The following is a 15,183-nucleotide window of genomic DNA, read 5'->3' as shown; positions in this document are numbered from 1 at the left end:
ACCGTGAAAGTCAGCCAGCTCTACGCCGACGGCCGCCCGGTCGTCTCCTTCGAGTTCTTCCCGCCCGCCACGGCCGCGGGCGAGGAAGCCCTCGTGCGCACGATCGACGCGCTCCGGCCCCTCGGCCCGGGGTTCATCACCGTGACCCGCACCGGGACGAAGCCGCGCGAGGCGCCGGTCGAGCTGGTGACGCGCATCCGCGCGCTCGGCCTCGAGGGGGCCGCGCACGTCACCTGCATCGAGGCGAGCCGGGAGGAGATCGCGGCGCACTGCGACCTGATCGAGCGGCGCGGCATCGAGAACGTGGTCGCGATCCGCGGCGACCAGCCGAAGGACCCCGGCTTCCGTCCGCCGGCGAACGGCTTTCGCTACGCCCTCGACATGATCCGCTTCATCCGCGAGCGCGGCCACCACTTCTGTCTCATCGGCGGCGGGCATCCCGAGGGGCATCCCGAGTGCCGCGACCGCGAGCGCAACGTCGAGCACCTGAAGATGAAGGTGGACGCGGGCCTCGACGTGGTGATCACGCAGCTCTTCTACGACAACCGGGACTACTTCGCCTTCGTCGAGCGCGCGCGGCGGGCCGGTGTCGGCGTGCCGCTCGTGCCCGGCATCATGCCGATCACCAACTGGCCGCAGATCGAGCGCATCACGACGCTCTCCGGGAACCAGGTGCCGCCCCGCCTGCGTGACGCGCTCGAGCGCGCGCGCGACGACGAGCCGGCCGCCATGGCGGTAGGTATCGAGTGGGCGACGCGGCAGTGCGCCGAGCTGCTGCGCCAGGGCGCGCCGGGCCTCCACTTCTACACCCTCAACCGCTCGCCGGCGACGCGCGCCATCTTCGAGAACCTGCGCCGCGAGGGCGCGATCCCGCGCTGAGCGCGCCTTGCGGCGCCGGAGCGCTTCCGTTACAGCCTGAGCGCATGGCGGCACACGACCTGGCGCAGCACGTGCGCGCGCTCCTGCGCGCCCTCGATCCCGAGCCGGAGCGGGAAGGGCTCGCGCGCACGCCCGAGCGCGTCGCGCGCGCGCTCACCTTCCTCACCAAGGGGCACGACGAGGATCCGCGGCGGGTCATCAACGGGGCGCTCTTCACCAACGAGGAGTACTCCGAGATGATCGTGCTCAAGGACATCGACTTCTACTCACTGTGCGAGCACCACATCCTGCCCTTCTTCGGGAAGGCGCAGGTGGCGTACCTGCCCAACCGCCGGATCGTCGGGATCAGCAAGCTCGCGCGGCTGGTCGAGGTCTACGCCCGGCGGCTCCAGGTGCAGGAGCGCATGACGAACCAGATCGCGACCACGATTCACGAGCAGCTGGATCCGCTCGGCGTCGGCGTCGTGCTCGAGGCCGAGCACCTGTGCATGCGCATGCGGGGGATCGAGAAGCAGAACTCGGTGGTGGTGACGAGCGCCATGCTGGGCGTCTTCCGCGAGCACCAGACGACGCGCGAGGAGTTCATGACGCTCATCGGGCGGCGGTGAGGCCGGCGCGGCTCGCCGCGCGCGCCGTGGCGCTGCTCGGGCCGCTCGCGGGTCCGGTCCTGGTCACCTGTCCCTGGGCGCCGCGCCTGGCCGCCGCGCTCGCCCTGCGCCTGCCCCCCGCGCGCGACGGGGGGGCGCCGATGGGCGCGGTCGTCGCCTTCCTGGGCGGCGCGCCCGGCCCGGCCGAGCGCCAGGCGGCGCTCCGCGCGGTCGAGGAGCGGCTCCCGCCCGGCGCGCCGCTCGTCCTCCTCGACCACAATCAGCCGCGCGCCCTCTGGCGCCGCGCGCTCGCGGTCCTCCACCTGGCCGCGCGGGGGCTCGGCCCCGCGCGCGCTCGCTATCCCGCGGCGCGCGAGCTCAGCGCGCTCGGCCTCGCCGTCGAGCGGCTGTGGCTCGACGGCGGCGAGCGCGTCCAGCTGGTGCGCGCGCGGCGGCGGTAGGCGGGAGGGTGGAGCGAGCGCTGCGGCCGCCGCCTCAGAACCTGGCGAACCAGGGCGCCGAGTGCCGGCCGGGATGCTCGACCACGACCTGGTAATAGGCGAGGAGCTGCCCGCGCGCCCGCCGCCAGCGCGCCACCGCGATCGCGTAGTCGATCTTCGCCTGCACCTCGGCGCCGCGCGCGGTCGTGAGCCGGGTCTGGAAGTCGAGCAGGTCCTTGGTCGTCGCCATGCCGACCTCGTGCCGCTTCTGCTGGTTGCGCAGGTTCTCCTCCGCGAGCTCGCGCGCGACGCGCGTCGTGTCGATCCGTTGGCGGCTCGAGACCAGGTCGGCGACCGCCTGGCGCACCTCGAGGGTCACGTTGGACAGCAGCTGGCGATGGTTCAGCTCCGCTTCCGAACGCGCGATGCGGCTCGCCGTGTACTGGCTCCGGGCGAGCGCGTTCGAGAGCGGGACCTGGAACCGGAGCCCGAAGGAGTAGGCGCTGAAGTCGTTGCTGGCCATCCGGTCGTACGCCTCGGATGCCGAGCCGGCGAACGGCGACGGCGGTGTCAAGCCCGGAACGGTGCAGAGGAAGCCCTGGTTCGGCGCGAGCGAGACGCAGCGCGCCCCGGCGATCGGGGTGAGGGAGAAGGTCGTGGTGCTGCCGAAGACGGCGGCGCGGTTCGTGCCGCTGAGGCCGTTCACGCCGTACGACCCGACCATGTTGAGGACCGGAAGGAGCGCGTTGCCGGCGATCTTCTCGTTGAGCTGCTGCACGGTCACGCCGCGCGCCGAGGCCTGGATCTCGGGCCGCGCGGCGAGCGCGACGGCGAGCGTCTCGTCCAGGTCGACGCTCACCTCTTCGGGCTCGGCCGTCTCGCTCGGCTCGAGAGTGCGCGGCACGAAGGTGTCGGCGGGGCGGTAGTAGACGAGCTGCGCCAGCGTCTGGCGAGCGACCGCCAGCCTGTTCTCGGCGGCGATGAGGTCCGACTGCCGGCTCGCTGCGTCTGCCTGTGCTTCGAGGACGGAGACCGGCGGGAGCAGCCCCACCCGCACGCGCGCCTGGTTCTCGTCGACCGTCCGGTCGGCGAGCTGCTTCGCCTCGCGGTCCACCTCGACGTTCTCGCGCGCACCGACGACCGCCCAGTACGCGTCGATCACCTGCTCGAGGAAGTTGGCGAGGTTCGCCTCGTACTGGTAGACGGCGGCATCCGCGGTGCGCTCGGCCACCCGGACCACGAGGTAGCTGAAGTCCCAGCCGAAGCTCTGGAGGAGCGGCTGGACGAGCGAGAAGTTGAGCTGCGGCTTGTACTGGGGGCGGAGCTGGATGAACCGCGAGTTGCTGTCGAAGCGGTCGTTCAGGCTGTCGATCATGATCTGCGTGCCGCTGCGCAGGAGCTTGAAGAGATGCAGGTTCGCGTACCGGTCCTCGACGACCGAGGTGAGGGTGCCGCCGAGCACGCTCGCGTTCGGCGTCACCGCCCGGCTGTAGTCGAGCTCGCCGGACAGCGAGGGGTCGTACTGCGCCTGCGCCTGGAGGATGCCTTCGGCCTGGCGCGTCGGCTCGAGGCGCTGCGCGGCGATGCCCGGGTTGTTCTGGAGCGCGAGGCCGATCGCCTCCTTGAGCGTCACGCGCTCGACCGCCTCGTCGCGTGTGATCGGCGTGGGCACACGCACCGCCGCGCTCTCCGCAACGCCGGGGCGCCACTGCTCCGGGAGGACCGCGCCGCGCCACGCCGGCTCGGGAGGAGCCGCGGGCGGCTCGCTCGCGGCTCGGGTCGCCACGATCGTCGACAGCACGAGCGCGAGCAGCCAACGCGACCAGGACACGCGCTGCCGCTAACGGATAACGCGCACCGAGTCAATAAAATCGGCTGCCTTGACAAGGGTGCGAGCGCGCGGCTAAACGAATCCCTCGCACGACTGGCGTTCACGTGGAATCGACCACGGGGGAGTGCTGAACGACCAGCGGGCCGAACGCCTGGGCCCCTGCGGTGGAGGATGGAGGGCTCGCCCCGCGAGCTCGTGACACAGGGGGTACAGGTACCGCCGTGATCAAGTCGTTTCTGCTCGCCCCGGGGCCAACGCCGGTCCCGCCCGAGGTCCTGGCGGCGATGGCGCTGCCGGTGATCCATCATCGCACGCCGCAGTTCGCCGCCGTGCTGGCCGAGGTGCAGGAGGGCCTGCGCGAGCTCTTCGGCACCGCGCAGGACGTCCTCGTGCTCGCCGCCTCCGGCACCGGGGCGATGGAAGGCTCGGTCACCAACCTCCTCTCGCCCGGCGACGAGGTCGTGGTCGTGAACGGCGGCAAGTTCGGCGAGCGCTGGACGAGGATCTGCCAGGCCTACGGGCTCACCGTGCGCGAGGTGGTGGTCGAGTGGGGCCGTGCGGTCCGGCCCGAAGCGGTCAGGACGGCGCTCGACGAGCATCCGCGGGTGCGGGCGGTCTTCGTGCAGGCGAGCGAGACCTCGACCTGCGCCCTCCATCCAGTGCCGGCCCTGGCGGAGATCACGCGCCGGCGCGACGTGCTCCTCGTCGTCGACGGCATCACCGCGGTCGGCGTCATCGAGCTCCCCATGGACCGGCTCGGGATCGACGTCCTCGTGACCGGCTCGCAGAAGGCGCTCATGCTGCCGCCCGGGCTCGCCTTCGTGGCCCTCTCCGAGCGCGCCTGGAAGGCGACCGAGACGGCGCGTCTGCCGCGCTTCTACTTCGACTTCCGCCGCGAGCGGAAGGGGGTGGCCGAACGCTCGACCGCGTGGACGCCGGCCATCTCGCTCGTCCAGGGGTTGCGCGTCGCGCTCCAGATGCTGCGCGCCGAGGGCTGGGCGAACGTCCACGCACGCCACGATCGCCTGGCGCGCGCCACCCGTGCGGCCGCGACGGCGCTCGGCCTCCGCCTGCTCGCGCCCGAGTCGCCGAGCCCGGCGGCCACCGCCGTCATGCTGCCCGAGGGCCTCGACGGCTCGGCGCTCTTCCGCTACCTGCGCGACGGCCTGCGCGTCACCTTCGCCGGCGGCCAGGACAAGCTGAAGGGCAAGATCATCCGCCTCGCGCACCTCGGCTACGCGGGCGCCTTCGACGTGGTGACGGGGGTCGCGGCGCTCGAGCTCGGGCTCCATCACTTCGGCGCCCGGGTCGAGCTCGGCCGCGGCGTGGGCGCGGCCGAGCGGATCCTCGCCGAAGGGCTCCCGGCGCGCGGCTGATGGCCTACCGGGTCCTCCTGACCGACCCGCTCGGCCCCGAGGGGCTGGCGCGGCTCCGCGAGCAGCCCGAGCTGGCGATCGAGGCGCGCCCCGGCCTCTCGCCGGCGGAGCTGAGGGACGCCGTGCGCGGCTTCCACGCCCTCATCATCCGGAGCGGCACCCGGGTGACGGCCGACGTGCTCGCGCAGGCCGACGCGCTGCGCGTGATCGGCCGGGCGGGTATCGGCGTCGACAACGTCGACGTCGCCGCCGCCACCAAGAAGGGCATCGTGGTCATGAACACGCCCGGCGGCTCCAACGTGACCACCGCCGAGCACGCGATCACGCTGCTCCTCGCCGTGGCGCGCAACGTCCCGCAGGCCGCGGCCGGCGTGCGCGCCGGGCGCTGGGAGCGCGAGAAGTGGCTCGGCACCGAGGTCTGCAACAAGGTGCTCGGCATCATCGGCCTCGGCAACATCGGCGCGATCGTCGCCGAGCGGGCCCACGGGCTGCGCATGAAGGTGATCGCCTCCGACCCCTTCGTCACGCACGAGGTCGCGGCGCGCCTGCGCGTCGAGCTGGTCTCGCTCGACGAGCTCTACGCCCGCGCCGATTTCATCACCATCCACACCCCGCTCACGCCCGAGACGCGCGGGCTCATCGGCCCGAGCACGATCGCGCGCATGAAGCGCGGCGTACGCATCGTCAACTGCGCGCGCGGCGGCATCGTCGACGAGGCGGCGCTCGCCGCGGCCATCCAGGCCGGCCACGTGGCCGGCGCGGCCCTCGACGTGCTCGAGAAGGAGCCGCCACCCGCCGGCCATCCGCTCCTCCGGCTCGAGCAGGTGATCTGCACGCCGCACCTGGGGGCCTCGACCGGCGAGGCGCAGGTGAACGTCGCGGTCGCCATCGCGCAGCAGGTCGCCGACTTCCTCTGCCGCGGCATCATCCAGAACGCGGTCAACGTTCCCTCGCTCTCCCCCGAGGTCCTGCAGGTGCTGCGCCCGTATCTGCTGCTGGCCGAGAAGCTGGGCGCCTTGCAGGCCCAGCTTTCGCCGGAACCGCCGCTCGAGGTGACCGTGCAGGCGAGCGGTGAGGTGGCCGAGCGCGAGCTCCGCTCGCTGGCGGCGGCCGTGCTGCGCGGGCTCCTCGGGCAGCTCCTCGAGTCGGGCGTCAACTACGTGAACGCGCCGGCGATCGCTCGCGAGCGCGGCATCCGGGTGATCGAGGCGCGCGCGCCGCAGACGAGCGACTACCTGAACGCGCTCTCGGTCCAGGCGCGCACCGCCTCGCGCACGATCGCGGTCGAGGGCGCGGTGTTCGGCGCCGACACGGTGCGCGTCACCAAGATCGACGGGTTCCGCATGGAGGCGGTGCCCGAGGGCCACATCCTGATGCTCCACAACCGTGACGTGCCGGGCGTGGTGGGACGCGTCGGCACGCTCCTCGGCGAGCGCGGCATCAATATCGCCGGCCTCGAGCTCGGCCGCGAGCGGGTGGGCGGCATGGCGATCTCGCTGATCCACGTCGACGAGCCGGTGCCGGACGACGTGCTCGCCGCGCTGCGCACGCTGCCGCAGATCGTCTCGGCGCAGCAGCTCCGCCTCTAGCCGGCGCCGCCCATGCCCGCCACCGTCATCATCGGCACGCAGTGGGGCGACGAGGGGAAGGGGAAGGTCGTCGACCTCCTCGCTGCCGACGCCGACGTCGTGGTCCGCTTCCACGGCGGCAACAACGCCGGGCACACGCTGGTGGTGAACGGCGAGAAGACCGTCCTGAACCTCGTTCCCGCCGGCGTGCTCCACCCGGGCCGCATCTGCATGCTCGGGCCGGGGGTGGTGATCGACCCCGAGGTGCTGGTGGGCGAGATCGAAGCGCTGCGCAGGCGGGGCTACCTGGCCGAGGACCGCTGGCTGCGCGTCAGCGAGCAGGCGCACCTCATCATGCCCTACCATCGCGCCATCGACCGGGCGCGCGAGCGGCTGCGCGGGGCGGGAAGCATCGGCACCACCGGGCGCGGCATCGGTCCCGCCTACGAGGACAAGATGGCGCGCAGCGGCATCCGCGTCGGCGACCTGTTCGACGAGACGGGCTTCCGCGCGGCCCTCGAGCGCAACCTGCGCGAGAAGAACACCTACCTCCAGGCGCTCCTCGGCGAGCCGCCGCTCGCCTTCGACGCCATCCTCGAGCGCTACGCGGGCTTCCGCGAGCCGCTCCGCCCGTTCGTCACCGACACGGGGGCCGAGCTGCGCGCGGCGCTCGCCGCCGGGCGGCGCGTGCTCCTCGAAGGTGCGCAGGGCATGATGCTCGACGTCGACCACGGCACCTATCCGTTCGTCACCTCGTCGAGCTGCGTGGCGGGCGCCGCGGCCGCCGGCGCGGGCCTCCCGCCGCGCGCCATCGACCGCGTCGTCGGCATCGCCAAGGCCTACACCACGCGCGTCGGGGGCGGGCCCTTCCCGACCGAGCTGACCGACGCGCTCGGCGAGCGGCTGCGCGCCGACGGCGACGAGTACGGTGCGACCACCGGGCGTCCGCGGCGCTGCGGCTGGTTCGACGCGGTGGTCGTCCGCCAGGCGGCCGCGCTCTCCGGCGTCGACGGCCTCGCGGTCACCAAGCTCGACGTGCTGACCGGTATCGACCCGCTGCGCCTGTGCACCGCCTACGAGCTGGGCGGGCGCCGCCTCGCGCTGCCGCCCGCAAGCGGGGGCGCGTGGGAGCGCGTCGTGCCGCAGTACGACGAGCTGCCTGGTTGGCGTGAGCCGCTCGGCGGGGCGCGCGCGCTCGCCGACCTGCCGGGCAACGCGCGGCGGTACCTCGAGCGGCTCGCGGCGCTGGTCGGCGTGCCGGTCGCGCTCCTCTCGGTCGGCGCGCAGCGCGACCAGACGATCCGCCTGGCCGCGCCCTTCTGAGCGCAGCCTCGCGGCGCGTGAGCGGGCGTGCGGCGTGGGGACGCCGCGCCGGCCCGCGGGTTACGCGGCTGCGCTCGAGGGGGCGTCGGGTCGGTGGGCGCGGCCGATGCGCAGCGCCAGGCCGTGGTCGGCGAGCCAGGCGAACTCGGCGCGCACGCCCGCCAAATCGGCGTCGCTGGCGTCCTCCGGGACGGTGATCTCGAGCCGCGCCCCAGGGCCCGCACGGAGCGCGTCCTCCGCGATCGTCTGGGCGGCATACGGCGTCAGGAGTTCCGCGCGCACGAGCTGGCCGCGCGGCGAGACCAGGTGGGCCCAGACCTGCACCGGCAAGGCGTCGACGCGCCCCAGGGCCGTGCGCCGCTCCCGGGCCGCTGCCGTCGCGGCCCGCACCAGGTCGCCGTAGGTGCGCAGGTGATCGACCACGCGGTCCGGCATGACCAGGCCGAGATCGGCTTCGAGCCGGGCGGCGAGCTCGGCCAGATCGAGCGAGTCGGCGGCGAGGTCGTCGGTCAGGGACACCTCGACCCCGAGCTCGTCGATTCCCACGCCGAGGGTGTCGGCCACCAGGCAACGGACGCGCGGCTCGAGAAGGGCCTGCAGCATGTCGTCAGGCCGCGTTCTGGCTGCTGGTCTTCCGCACCGCCGGCCGCACCACGCGCCCCGGACCGAGCGCGTCCTGCCAGAGCCGCCGCGGCCGAGCGGGGACCACCCACTCGTCCAGGCGGATGAGCTCCGTTCCGGCGGGCCATGGCCCCTCGAGCGGCTCGAGCTTGAGGATCTGAGACGGGGCGTTCCTGACGCTCAGGCTCTCGGTGTTGCGCACGCGGCAGAGGACCCGGCGGGGGAGATCGGCCGGGTATACGTAATCGCCGGTGTGATACGTCATCGGTGGTGGTCCTCCTGGACTCGGCCAACGAGCAGGGACCGTGCCCGCGCGGCGCGCCAGCGAGGGTGAAGCGTCCCGCCCGGCATCTGCGGGGAGCGCAGGAAAAATCGCGCGCGCAGCGTGACTTTTCGCGCGACACGCGGAGTCGCGGGAGCATACGGACAAGGGATGCCCCCCGGTTCGGGTGCCGGTCATCGCCTATTTCGGTTCGCGGTCTCACCCATGGGGGGGAAGGGCCGCACCGGAGTGCTCTGTGCCGCGTGAGAAGTGGCTGTGGGCGTGGGTGCGACTCGGCGTTCACACTTGTCCGCGCGGCGGCAACATTTTGCGCGCTTGGCGGCGCGGCGCGCTATGGAACGACGGCGGCGCCGCCGTCCTTGCGCGGGTCGCCGGCGGCGACGGGCGACCCGTCGCGGGCGAGGCCGCAGGCCGAGATGGCGCCGATCACCGGCGTTACCGCGACGCGGTGACCCAGCCGCTCGAGCACGGCGCGGACGCCGGGCTCGACCCCCGGCTCGACCCCCAGCACCGGCGGCACCGCCTGGTCGTGGAGGCGTGGCGCCTCGACGGCCTCGCGTAGCGGGAGCCCGAAGGCGGTGACACCGAGCACCACCTGGAGGGTCCCGGAGATGATCGTCGGGCCGCCCGAGCCGCCGACCACCAGCTCGGGGCGCCGCCCGGCGAGCACGATGGTGGGCGACATGCTCGACTGCGGGCGCTTGCCCGGCGCGAGCGCGTTGGCCGCCGTGCCGACGAGCCCGTAGACGTTGGGTACGCCTGGGGCGAGGGCGAAGTCGTCCATCTCGTCGTTCAGGATGATCCCCGTGCCGGCCACCAGGATACCGGCGCCGAAGCCGGTGTTGATGGTGGTCGTGATGGCGGCGGCGTTGCCTTCGGCGTCCACCACCGACACGTGCGCCGTGCCGTGGTCGGGGACGAGCGCGGTGCGCTTCGGCGTCGGGCCGAGTGCGCTGAGCGCGCTCCGCAGCGCGGCGAGGCGCGGGGGTGCCAGGAGCGCCGCCACGGGCACGCGTGTGAACTCCGGATCGCCGTACCAGCGCGCGCGATCCGCGAAGCCCTGCGCCATGGCCCCGGCCAGGAGGTGGAGCGCCGTGGGCGTGCCGCGGCCGAGGGCGGGGAGATCGTCGTGCGCGAGGAGCCCGAGCACCTCGAGCAACACGCCGCCCGAGCCGGGTGGCGGGAAGGTCACGATCCGGCGGCCGCGGAACGCGCCCGCGAGCGGCTGGCGCCAGCGCGGCCGGTAGCGGGCGAGGTCGGCCTCGCCCAGCACCCCGCCGCGCGTCCGCACGGCGGCGGCGATGCCCGCTGCGCGCGGCCCCCGGTAGAAGGCGCGCGCGCCGCGCGCGGCGACCGCCTCCAGGGTGCGCGCGAGATCGGCCTGCAGGATGCGGAAATCGGGGCCGGGGGCACTGGTACCGCCGGCGAGGAACACGCGGCGCAGGTCCGGGTCGGCGGCGAGGAGGTCTTTGCTGTGCTCGATCTCGCGCGCGAGGTGGGGCGCCTCGGCGAGCGTGAATCCGTCGCGCGCGAGGCGAATGGCCGGTGCGAGCACGCGCGCGAGCGGCAGGCGGCCGAAGCGGCGGTGGAGCGCCGCCATGCCCGCCACCTCGCCCGGCACGCCGACGGCGAGCCCGCCCGCGCGGAGGAGCGCCGGCTCGGGCTTTCCGCGCGTCTCGAAGTGCTCGGGGGTGGCGCCCGCCGGAGCGACCTCGCGGTAATCGAGCGCGAAGTCGCCCCCGTCCGCACGATGGACGAGCGCGAAGCCACCGCCGCCGAGCCCGCAGGAGGAGGCATGTACGATGCAGACGGCAGCAGCGGCCGCAATCGCCGCGTCCACGACCGTGCCGCCCGCCCGCAGCATCTCGACGCCGGCCGCGGCCGCCGCGGGATGCTCACTCGCGACGGCGCCGGCGCGCGCGGCCGCGGACGCGGGCCGCGCGCGGGCGGCGAGGACCAGGGCCAGGGCGATCGCCAGGCGCGCGCGCACCGCGGCCGCTTAGCGCGAGCGCACGCACGAGCGCAAATCTACGCGTCCTTCTTGCCGGCGTCGCGTCGTGTGCTAGGGTTCGGCGCACATGCCCGGCCCGGGCGAGCGCGTGCGACGAGTGGCGGCAGAGCTGCGTCAGGGCGAGCACTTCGCCGAGAAGGACTTCTACCTCGAGGAGTTCCGTGGCCGGAGCGTGCTCGTGGCGGTCGCCCCCGGGGTCACCGACCTGGGACGGCTCGCGAGCGCGCTCGCCGACCTCGTGCGCAACGACACCCGCGTCCTCCTCTGTTGGTCCGACTTGACGCCCGCGGCCCAGCGCCGCCTCCGCGCCGCGCTCGGGGGTGTGAAGGGGCTCGGCCGCCGGCGCGCGCCCGTGGTGTGCGTGGATGGCACGGGGCTCCCGCCACCGGACACGGAGGCGCTCCGCGCCGAGCTGTGGGGCATCCTGCGCCGCGAGCGCCTGTGCGCGCTCGCCGTGCGCGGAGGGGCGGGGCCCCCCTTCCCCGGGCTCGCGCCGGCGCTCGCCACCGCGCTCCGCATCCCGAAGCTCGTACTCGTCGATCCCGAGGGCGGCCTCCTCGCCGGTCAGCCGCGGCGGCTCTCGTTCGTCGACGCCGACGTGCTCGACACGCTGCTCCGCCAGGGCCAGGCGGAGTGGTCAGGGCTCGGCGACCGCCGGGCGCTGCTGGTCGCGGTGCGTGAGGCGCTCCACGCCGGCGTCGACTCCGTGAACCTCTGTACCCCCGAGGGCATCGCGGACGAGCTCTTCACCTACGAGGGCTCGGGCACCCTCTTCACACGCGGCGACTACTGCCGCGTCGCGCCGCTCGGCCTGGACGACTTCGCGCAGGCGGAGCGCCTACTCGAGCGCGGCCAGCGCGAGGGGTTGCTCAAGCTGCGCTCGCCGGACGAGATCGCGGAGGTGCTCGCCGTCGGCTTCGGCGCCACCATCTGCGACCGCCACCTGGCGGGGATCGCCGGGCTCCTGACCGCGCCCTACGCCGCGGAACGGGCAGGGGAGATCGTCGGCCTCTACACCATCACGCGCTTCAAGGGGGAGGGGATCGGTGAGCGCCTGGTCGCCCGGCTCCTCGGCGAGGCGGCGGGGCGCGGACTCGCCTACGTCTTCGCCTGCGCGGTCGACGAGCGGGCGGTGCAGTTCTTCCTGCGCCTCGGCTTCTCGCAGGTCGGGGCGGGGCAGGTGCCGGCCGCGAAGTGGGCCGGCTACGATGCCCGCCGGCGCGCGCGCGTCGTCGTCTGCAAGCGAGAGCTCGACCCGGGGCGCGGTTGATGCCGGGCTTTCTGCGCGTCCTCGGGGTGGCGATCCTGGTGCTCGGGCTCGCCACCGCGGGCGTGACGGGCTGGCTGGTTGCGGGCGACGCGCACTTCCGGGAGGTCGCGGCGGCGTATGCGCGTCACCCCGAGCACGCGCTCTTCCAGACCGAGTACTGGGTGGCGGCGGCGCGGCACTACGGGCTGGTGGCCGCGGCGCTCGGAGGCCTGCTCGGGGGACTCGCGCTCGGCGGCATCCTGCTCGCGCTGGGCGAGCTGCTGCGCCGCGTGCCGCCCCCGTAGGAGTCGGGTCTCAGCCGCGGGCTTCGCGGTCCGCGGCACCCGCGAGCGTGTGGCGGAGCCAGCCCTCCACGGCGGCACCCTCGGTGACGAGCTGAGACCACGCGGCGCGGGCTCCGCGGACGGCGAGCACCGCGCCGCCCAGGCTGGCCAGCCAGATCTGACGCGGCGGTGACAGCACGCGCCGCACACCCGCGCCGAGCCGCTCCGTGAGCTGCAGCGGCCGCGACGCCAGCGCCCGCGCGGCGCCGCGCGGGCGCCGGAGCGGAATCGCCTTGCTCGTCCCCTCTTCCATCACATCCTCCTCCCCGGCCGCGGCGCTCTCGCAGGTGCAGGAGACCGGGTGGACGGCGCCGCGCATCCACCCGCCTCCGGTTCAGACGTGGTCTCTCGCTCAGACGGGCCGCTTGAAGAGGCTCTGCATCTTCATCGCGAGCCCCATGTCGCCGGAGATCTTGAGCTTGCCGCTCATGAAGGCCATCTGGCCGTTCAGCTTCCCGAGGATCATGTCGACGTAGTCCGACGCCGACATCGAGAGCGTCATGTTGGGCGACGACGCGGTGCCCTTGGTGACCTCGGCCTTGCCGTCCTTGATGGCGACGTACCACTGGCCGCCGTTGTCACCGGCGAGGTTGAACTGGATCGTCGAGTTCATGCCCCTGGCCGCGTCGGCGTTCAGGTTGGCGGGCATCTCCTTGAAGATCTCTTCAGGCGTCATGCCAAACTCCTCCTCTTGGGTGGGGGGTTGATGCACGGTCTCCTAGGTCATGCGTCCACGCCTGTCAAGGATGTCGGCGATGTCGGCCGGCGCGTCCCGGAGTGGCGCGAGGTTGCGAATCCATCCTCGCGTCGGTAGATATGAAACCGGTGCTTGCCCACCGGGCAGCGCTCATCCCCCGGAGACCCCATGGCGCTCGATCCCAAGACCCTCCCGGCCACAGCCGCTGAGTACGCGGGACGCGATCCGCGGGACGTCCTCGCGCTCGCGATCCGCGAGTATGGGCGGGATCTCGCCATCTCGTTCAGCGGCGCCGAGGACGTCGTCCTCGTCGACATGGCGGCCAAGATCGGCGGCCCGTTCCGCGTCTTCTCGCTCGATACCGGACGGCTCCACCCCGAGACCTACCAGTTCCTGGAGAAGGTCCGCGAGCACTACCGGATCGCCGTCGAGGTCTTCTTCCCGCAGCCCGAGGCGGTGGAGAAGCTCGTGCGCGAGAAGGGACTCTTCTCCTTCTACAAGGACGGCCACAAGGAGTGCTGCGGCATCCGGAAGGTGGAGCCCCTGGTGCGTGCGCTCCGCCCCGTGAAGGCGTGGGTGACGGGCCAGCGCAGGGACCAGAGCCCGGGCACGCGCGCCGAGGTTCCCGTCGTCCAGGCCGATCCGACCTTCGGCTCGCCCGAGCGGCCGCTCGTCAAGTTCAACCCGCTCGCGAACTGGACGTCGAAGCAGGTGTGGGCCTACATCCGCGAGCACGAGGTCCCTTACAACCCGCTCCACGAGCGCGGCTTCTTCTCGATCGGTTGCGAGCCGTGCACGCGGCCGATCAACCCCGGCCAGCACGAGCGCGAGGGGCGCTGGTGGTGGGAGGAGGAGACGCTCAAGGAGTGCGGCCTGCACGCCGGCAACGTGCGGCCGGCACCGTAGGCGGGCGAAGCCGAGGGAGACTTCGCCGACGGACGCAAGGGCCCCGCGGCGGAGCCGCGGCGGCGTTGGGTCGGAGCAGCGGAGCGCGGCGCAGCCGCGCGAGCAGCGCACGGACCCGGGATGAGTCAGATCCCGCCCACGTCATCGGGGTCGACGTCGCCTGCCCGCTCGGCGGTCGATACCTCCTGCCCGAACCGCTCCTGGATCAGCTGCAGCGCGCTCGTGTAGACGGTCTCGCCGCGCTCGTCGCGGACGACGAAGAAGGGCGCGCGCTCCACGCCGAGGCGTTTCCCGAGCAGCATGCCCGGGCTCGCGGGATCGTTCTCGTACGCCCACACCACCTCGTCGACACGGTCCCAGAAGCCGCGCGTCTGGAGGTATGCCGTCACGTCGGCGCACTTGCGGCAGTCCGAGCCGTCGGCCAGCTTCTTCTTGACCATCGTGACGTGCATGGACCGTTCTTAGCGCGGCCGCCCATCGTTTGACAGCCGCCCTGCCTCGACCGGCGGGCGCAACCCGCTCGATGATCCCACCGGGAGCCGAGGGTGCGATGTGCCGAAGCGGGGCGGGGTGCGAAGGGCCGCAAGGCCCGAGCCCGGGGCGGGAGGGCCCCGCGGCGATCTCTCGCGCCGGACGCAACGCGCGGCCGTGATGATGCGTCCCGTCGGCGCGAGCGTGAGCCGCGGGGCCCTCCCGCCCCGGGCGAGCAGCCTACGCGACGCTACGCAACGTGCAGGTTCCGCTTCGGCACGTCGCGGAGGAGCACGTCCTCGGGCCCCTCGCTCGGCTCGTGGCGCAGCAGCCGCTCGAGGCCCTCGCGCACCTCCTTGCGGGTCATGAGCACGCCGTAGGTCTGCAGGATCTGCCGGATCATCTCGTAGTGCGCCTCGATCGCCTGCGTCACCGAGAGATAGCCGTGCGCCCCCGCGCTGCGCCCCGCCCACAGATTGAGCGGCGCCATCTTGAAGAAGGCGAGATCGGTCTCGCCCGGCTCGAGCAGGATGATGTCGCCCTGGAAGTTCGGATCGTCCTGGTACTGCTGGATGCCGAGCTGCAGCCGCGAGTGCA

At 73.3% G+C, this 15,183-nt stretch carries 15 protein-coding genes and 1 pseudogene; 9 read left to right on the top strand and 7 right to left on the bottom strand.

Going from position 1 to position 15,183, the window contains the following annotated elements; genetic code table 11:
* The first annotated feature begins 3 nt into the window (after positions 1-3).
* The 3 genes from E6J59_16765 to E6J59_16755 are packed head-to-tail and all read left to right on the top strand — an operon-like array spanning position 4 to position 1,927.
* A complete protein-coding gene (locus E6J59_16765; protein ID TMB17334.1) occupies positions 4-879 on the top strand; it encodes a methylenetetrahydrofolate reductase [NAD(P)H] in 876 nt (291 codons plus the stop codon).
* A gap of 44 nt (positions 880-923) precedes the next feature.
* Positions 924-1,487 carry a GTP cyclohydrolase I FolE gene (folE, locus tag E6J59_16760; GenBank protein ID TMB17333.1) on the top strand — a complete coding sequence of 188 codons (564 nt, stop codon included), beginning with the start codon at positions 924-926 and terminating at the stop codon, positions 1,485-1,487.
* On the top strand, positions 1,484-1,927 hold the full coding sequence (locus E6J59_16755; protein ID TMB17332.1) for a hypothetical protein: 444 nt from the start codon (positions 1,484-1,486) through the stop codon (positions 1,925-1,927). The genes folE and E6J59_16755 overlap by 4 nt, the downstream gene beginning before the upstream one ends.
* Before the next feature lie 34 nt (positions 1,928-1,961).
* Here E6J59_16755 and E6J59_16750 read toward each other — a convergent pair whose 3' ends face one another.
* Positions 1,962-3,737, bottom strand: coding sequence for a TolC family protein (locus E6J59_16750; GenBank protein ID TMB17331.1), 1,776 nt, complete (start codon positions 3,735-3,737; stop codon positions 1,962-1,964).
* A gap of 221 nt (positions 3,738-3,958) precedes the next feature.
* Here E6J59_16750 and E6J59_16745 point away from each other — a divergent pair, with 221 nt between their 5' ends.
* Genes E6J59_16745 through E6J59_16735 form a run of 3 tightly spaced genes read left to right on the top strand, consistent with a single transcriptional unit; the run spans position 3,959 to position 8,004 of the window.
* Positions 3,959-5,113, top strand: coding sequence for an alanine--glyoxylate aminotransferase family protein (locus E6J59_16745; GenBank protein TMB17330.1), 1,155 nt, complete (start codon positions 3,959-3,961; stop codon positions 5,111-5,113).
* Positions 5,113-6,702 carry a phosphoglycerate dehydrogenase gene (locus tag E6J59_16740; protein TMB17329.1) on the top strand — a complete coding sequence of 530 codons (1,590 nt, stop codon included), beginning with the start codon at positions 5,113-5,115 and terminating at the stop codon, positions 6,700-6,702. Before E6J59_16745 ends, E6J59_16740 begins: the two co-directional genes overlap by 1 nt.
* A gap of 12 nt (positions 6,703-6,714) precedes the next feature.
* Positions 6,715-8,004, top strand: coding sequence for an adenylosuccinate synthase (locus tag E6J59_16735; protein ID TMB17328.1), 1,290 nt, complete (start codon positions 6,715-6,717; stop codon positions 8,002-8,004).
* A 60-nt stretch (positions 8,005-8,064) separates the two neighbouring features.
* Here E6J59_16735 and E6J59_16730 read toward each other — a convergent pair whose 3' ends face one another.
* The 3 genes from E6J59_16730 to ggt all read right to left on the bottom strand — a co-directional run bounded on the left by E6J59_16730 (position 8,065) and on the right by ggt (position 10,898).
* Positions 8,065-8,607 carry an acyl carrier protein gene (locus tag E6J59_16730; protein TMB17327.1) on the bottom strand — a complete coding sequence of 181 codons (543 nt, stop codon included), beginning with the start codon at positions 8,605-8,607 and terminating at the stop codon, positions 8,065-8,067.
* Between the two features lie 4 nt (positions 8,608-8,611).
* Positions 8,612-8,890, bottom strand: coding sequence for a hypothetical protein (locus E6J59_16725; protein TMB17326.1), 279 nt, complete (start codon positions 8,888-8,890; stop codon positions 8,612-8,614).
* Positions 8,891-9,239: 349 nt separating this feature from the next.
* On the bottom strand, positions 9,240-10,898 hold the full coding sequence (ggt, locus tag E6J59_16720) for a gamma-glutamyltransferase (GenBank protein ID TMB17325.1): 1,659 nt from the start codon (positions 10,896-10,898) through the stop codon (positions 9,240-9,242).
* A gap of 88 nt (positions 10,899-10,986) precedes the next feature.
* Here ggt and E6J59_16715 point away from each other — a divergent pair, with 88 nt between their 5' ends.
* Both E6J59_16715 and E6J59_16710 read left to right on the top strand, forming a co-directional pair.
* Positions 10,987-12,189: a GNAT family N-acetyltransferase gene (locus E6J59_16715; GenBank protein ID TMB17324.1), complete on the top strand. Its 1,203-nt coding sequence runs from the start codon at positions 10,987-10,989 to the stop codon at positions 12,187-12,189.
* The gene (locus E6J59_16710) at positions 12,189-12,473 is read left to right on the top strand and encodes a hypothetical protein (GenBank protein TMB17323.1); all 285 of its coding nucleotides are present in this window, start codon (positions 12,189-12,191) and stop codon (positions 12,471-12,473) included. The genes E6J59_16715 and E6J59_16710 overlap by 1 nt, the downstream gene beginning before the upstream one ends.
* A gap of 10 nt (positions 12,474-12,483) precedes the next feature.
* Here the strand turns inward: E6J59_16710 and E6J59_16705 are convergent, their stop codons facing one another.
* Both E6J59_16705 and E6J59_16700 read right to left on the bottom strand, forming a co-directional pair.
* Positions 12,484-12,831 carry a hypothetical protein gene (locus tag E6J59_16705; protein TMB17322.1) on the bottom strand — a complete coding sequence of 116 codons (348 nt, stop codon included), beginning with the start codon at positions 12,829-12,831 and terminating at the stop codon, positions 12,484-12,486.
* Between the two features lie 33 nt (positions 12,832-12,864).
* Positions 12,865-13,188 (bottom strand): SCP2 sterol-binding domain-containing protein, encoded by a 324-nt coding sequence (locus E6J59_16700; GenBank protein ID TMB17321.1) that lies wholly within the window; start codon positions 13,186-13,188, stop codon positions 12,865-12,867.
* A 189-nt stretch (positions 13,189-13,377) separates the two neighbouring features.
* Between E6J59_16700 and E6J59_16695 the strand changes: the two genes are divergently transcribed.
* On the top strand, positions 13,378-14,115 hold the full coding sequence (locus tag E6J59_16695) for a phosphoadenylyl-sulfate reductase (GenBank protein TMB17320.1): 738 nt from the start codon (positions 13,378-13,380) through the stop codon (positions 14,113-14,115).
* Positions 14,116-14,312: 197 nt separating this feature from the next.
* Here E6J59_16695 and E6J59_16690 read toward each other — a convergent pair.
* Positions 14,313-14,567, bottom strand: a pseudogene (locus tag E6J59_16690) (hypothetical protein).
* Between the last annotated feature and the right edge of the window lie 616 nt (positions 14,568-15,183).

The sequence above is a fragment of the Deltaproteobacteria bacterium genome, from assembly GCA_005879795.1.
In the GTDB taxonomy this organism is placed as follows: Bacteria; Desulfobacterota; Binatia; order DP-6; family DP-6; genus DP-6.
The sequence above is the reverse complement of the archived record's forward strand: the minus strand, read 5'-3'. Positions and strand labels throughout refer to the sequence as shown.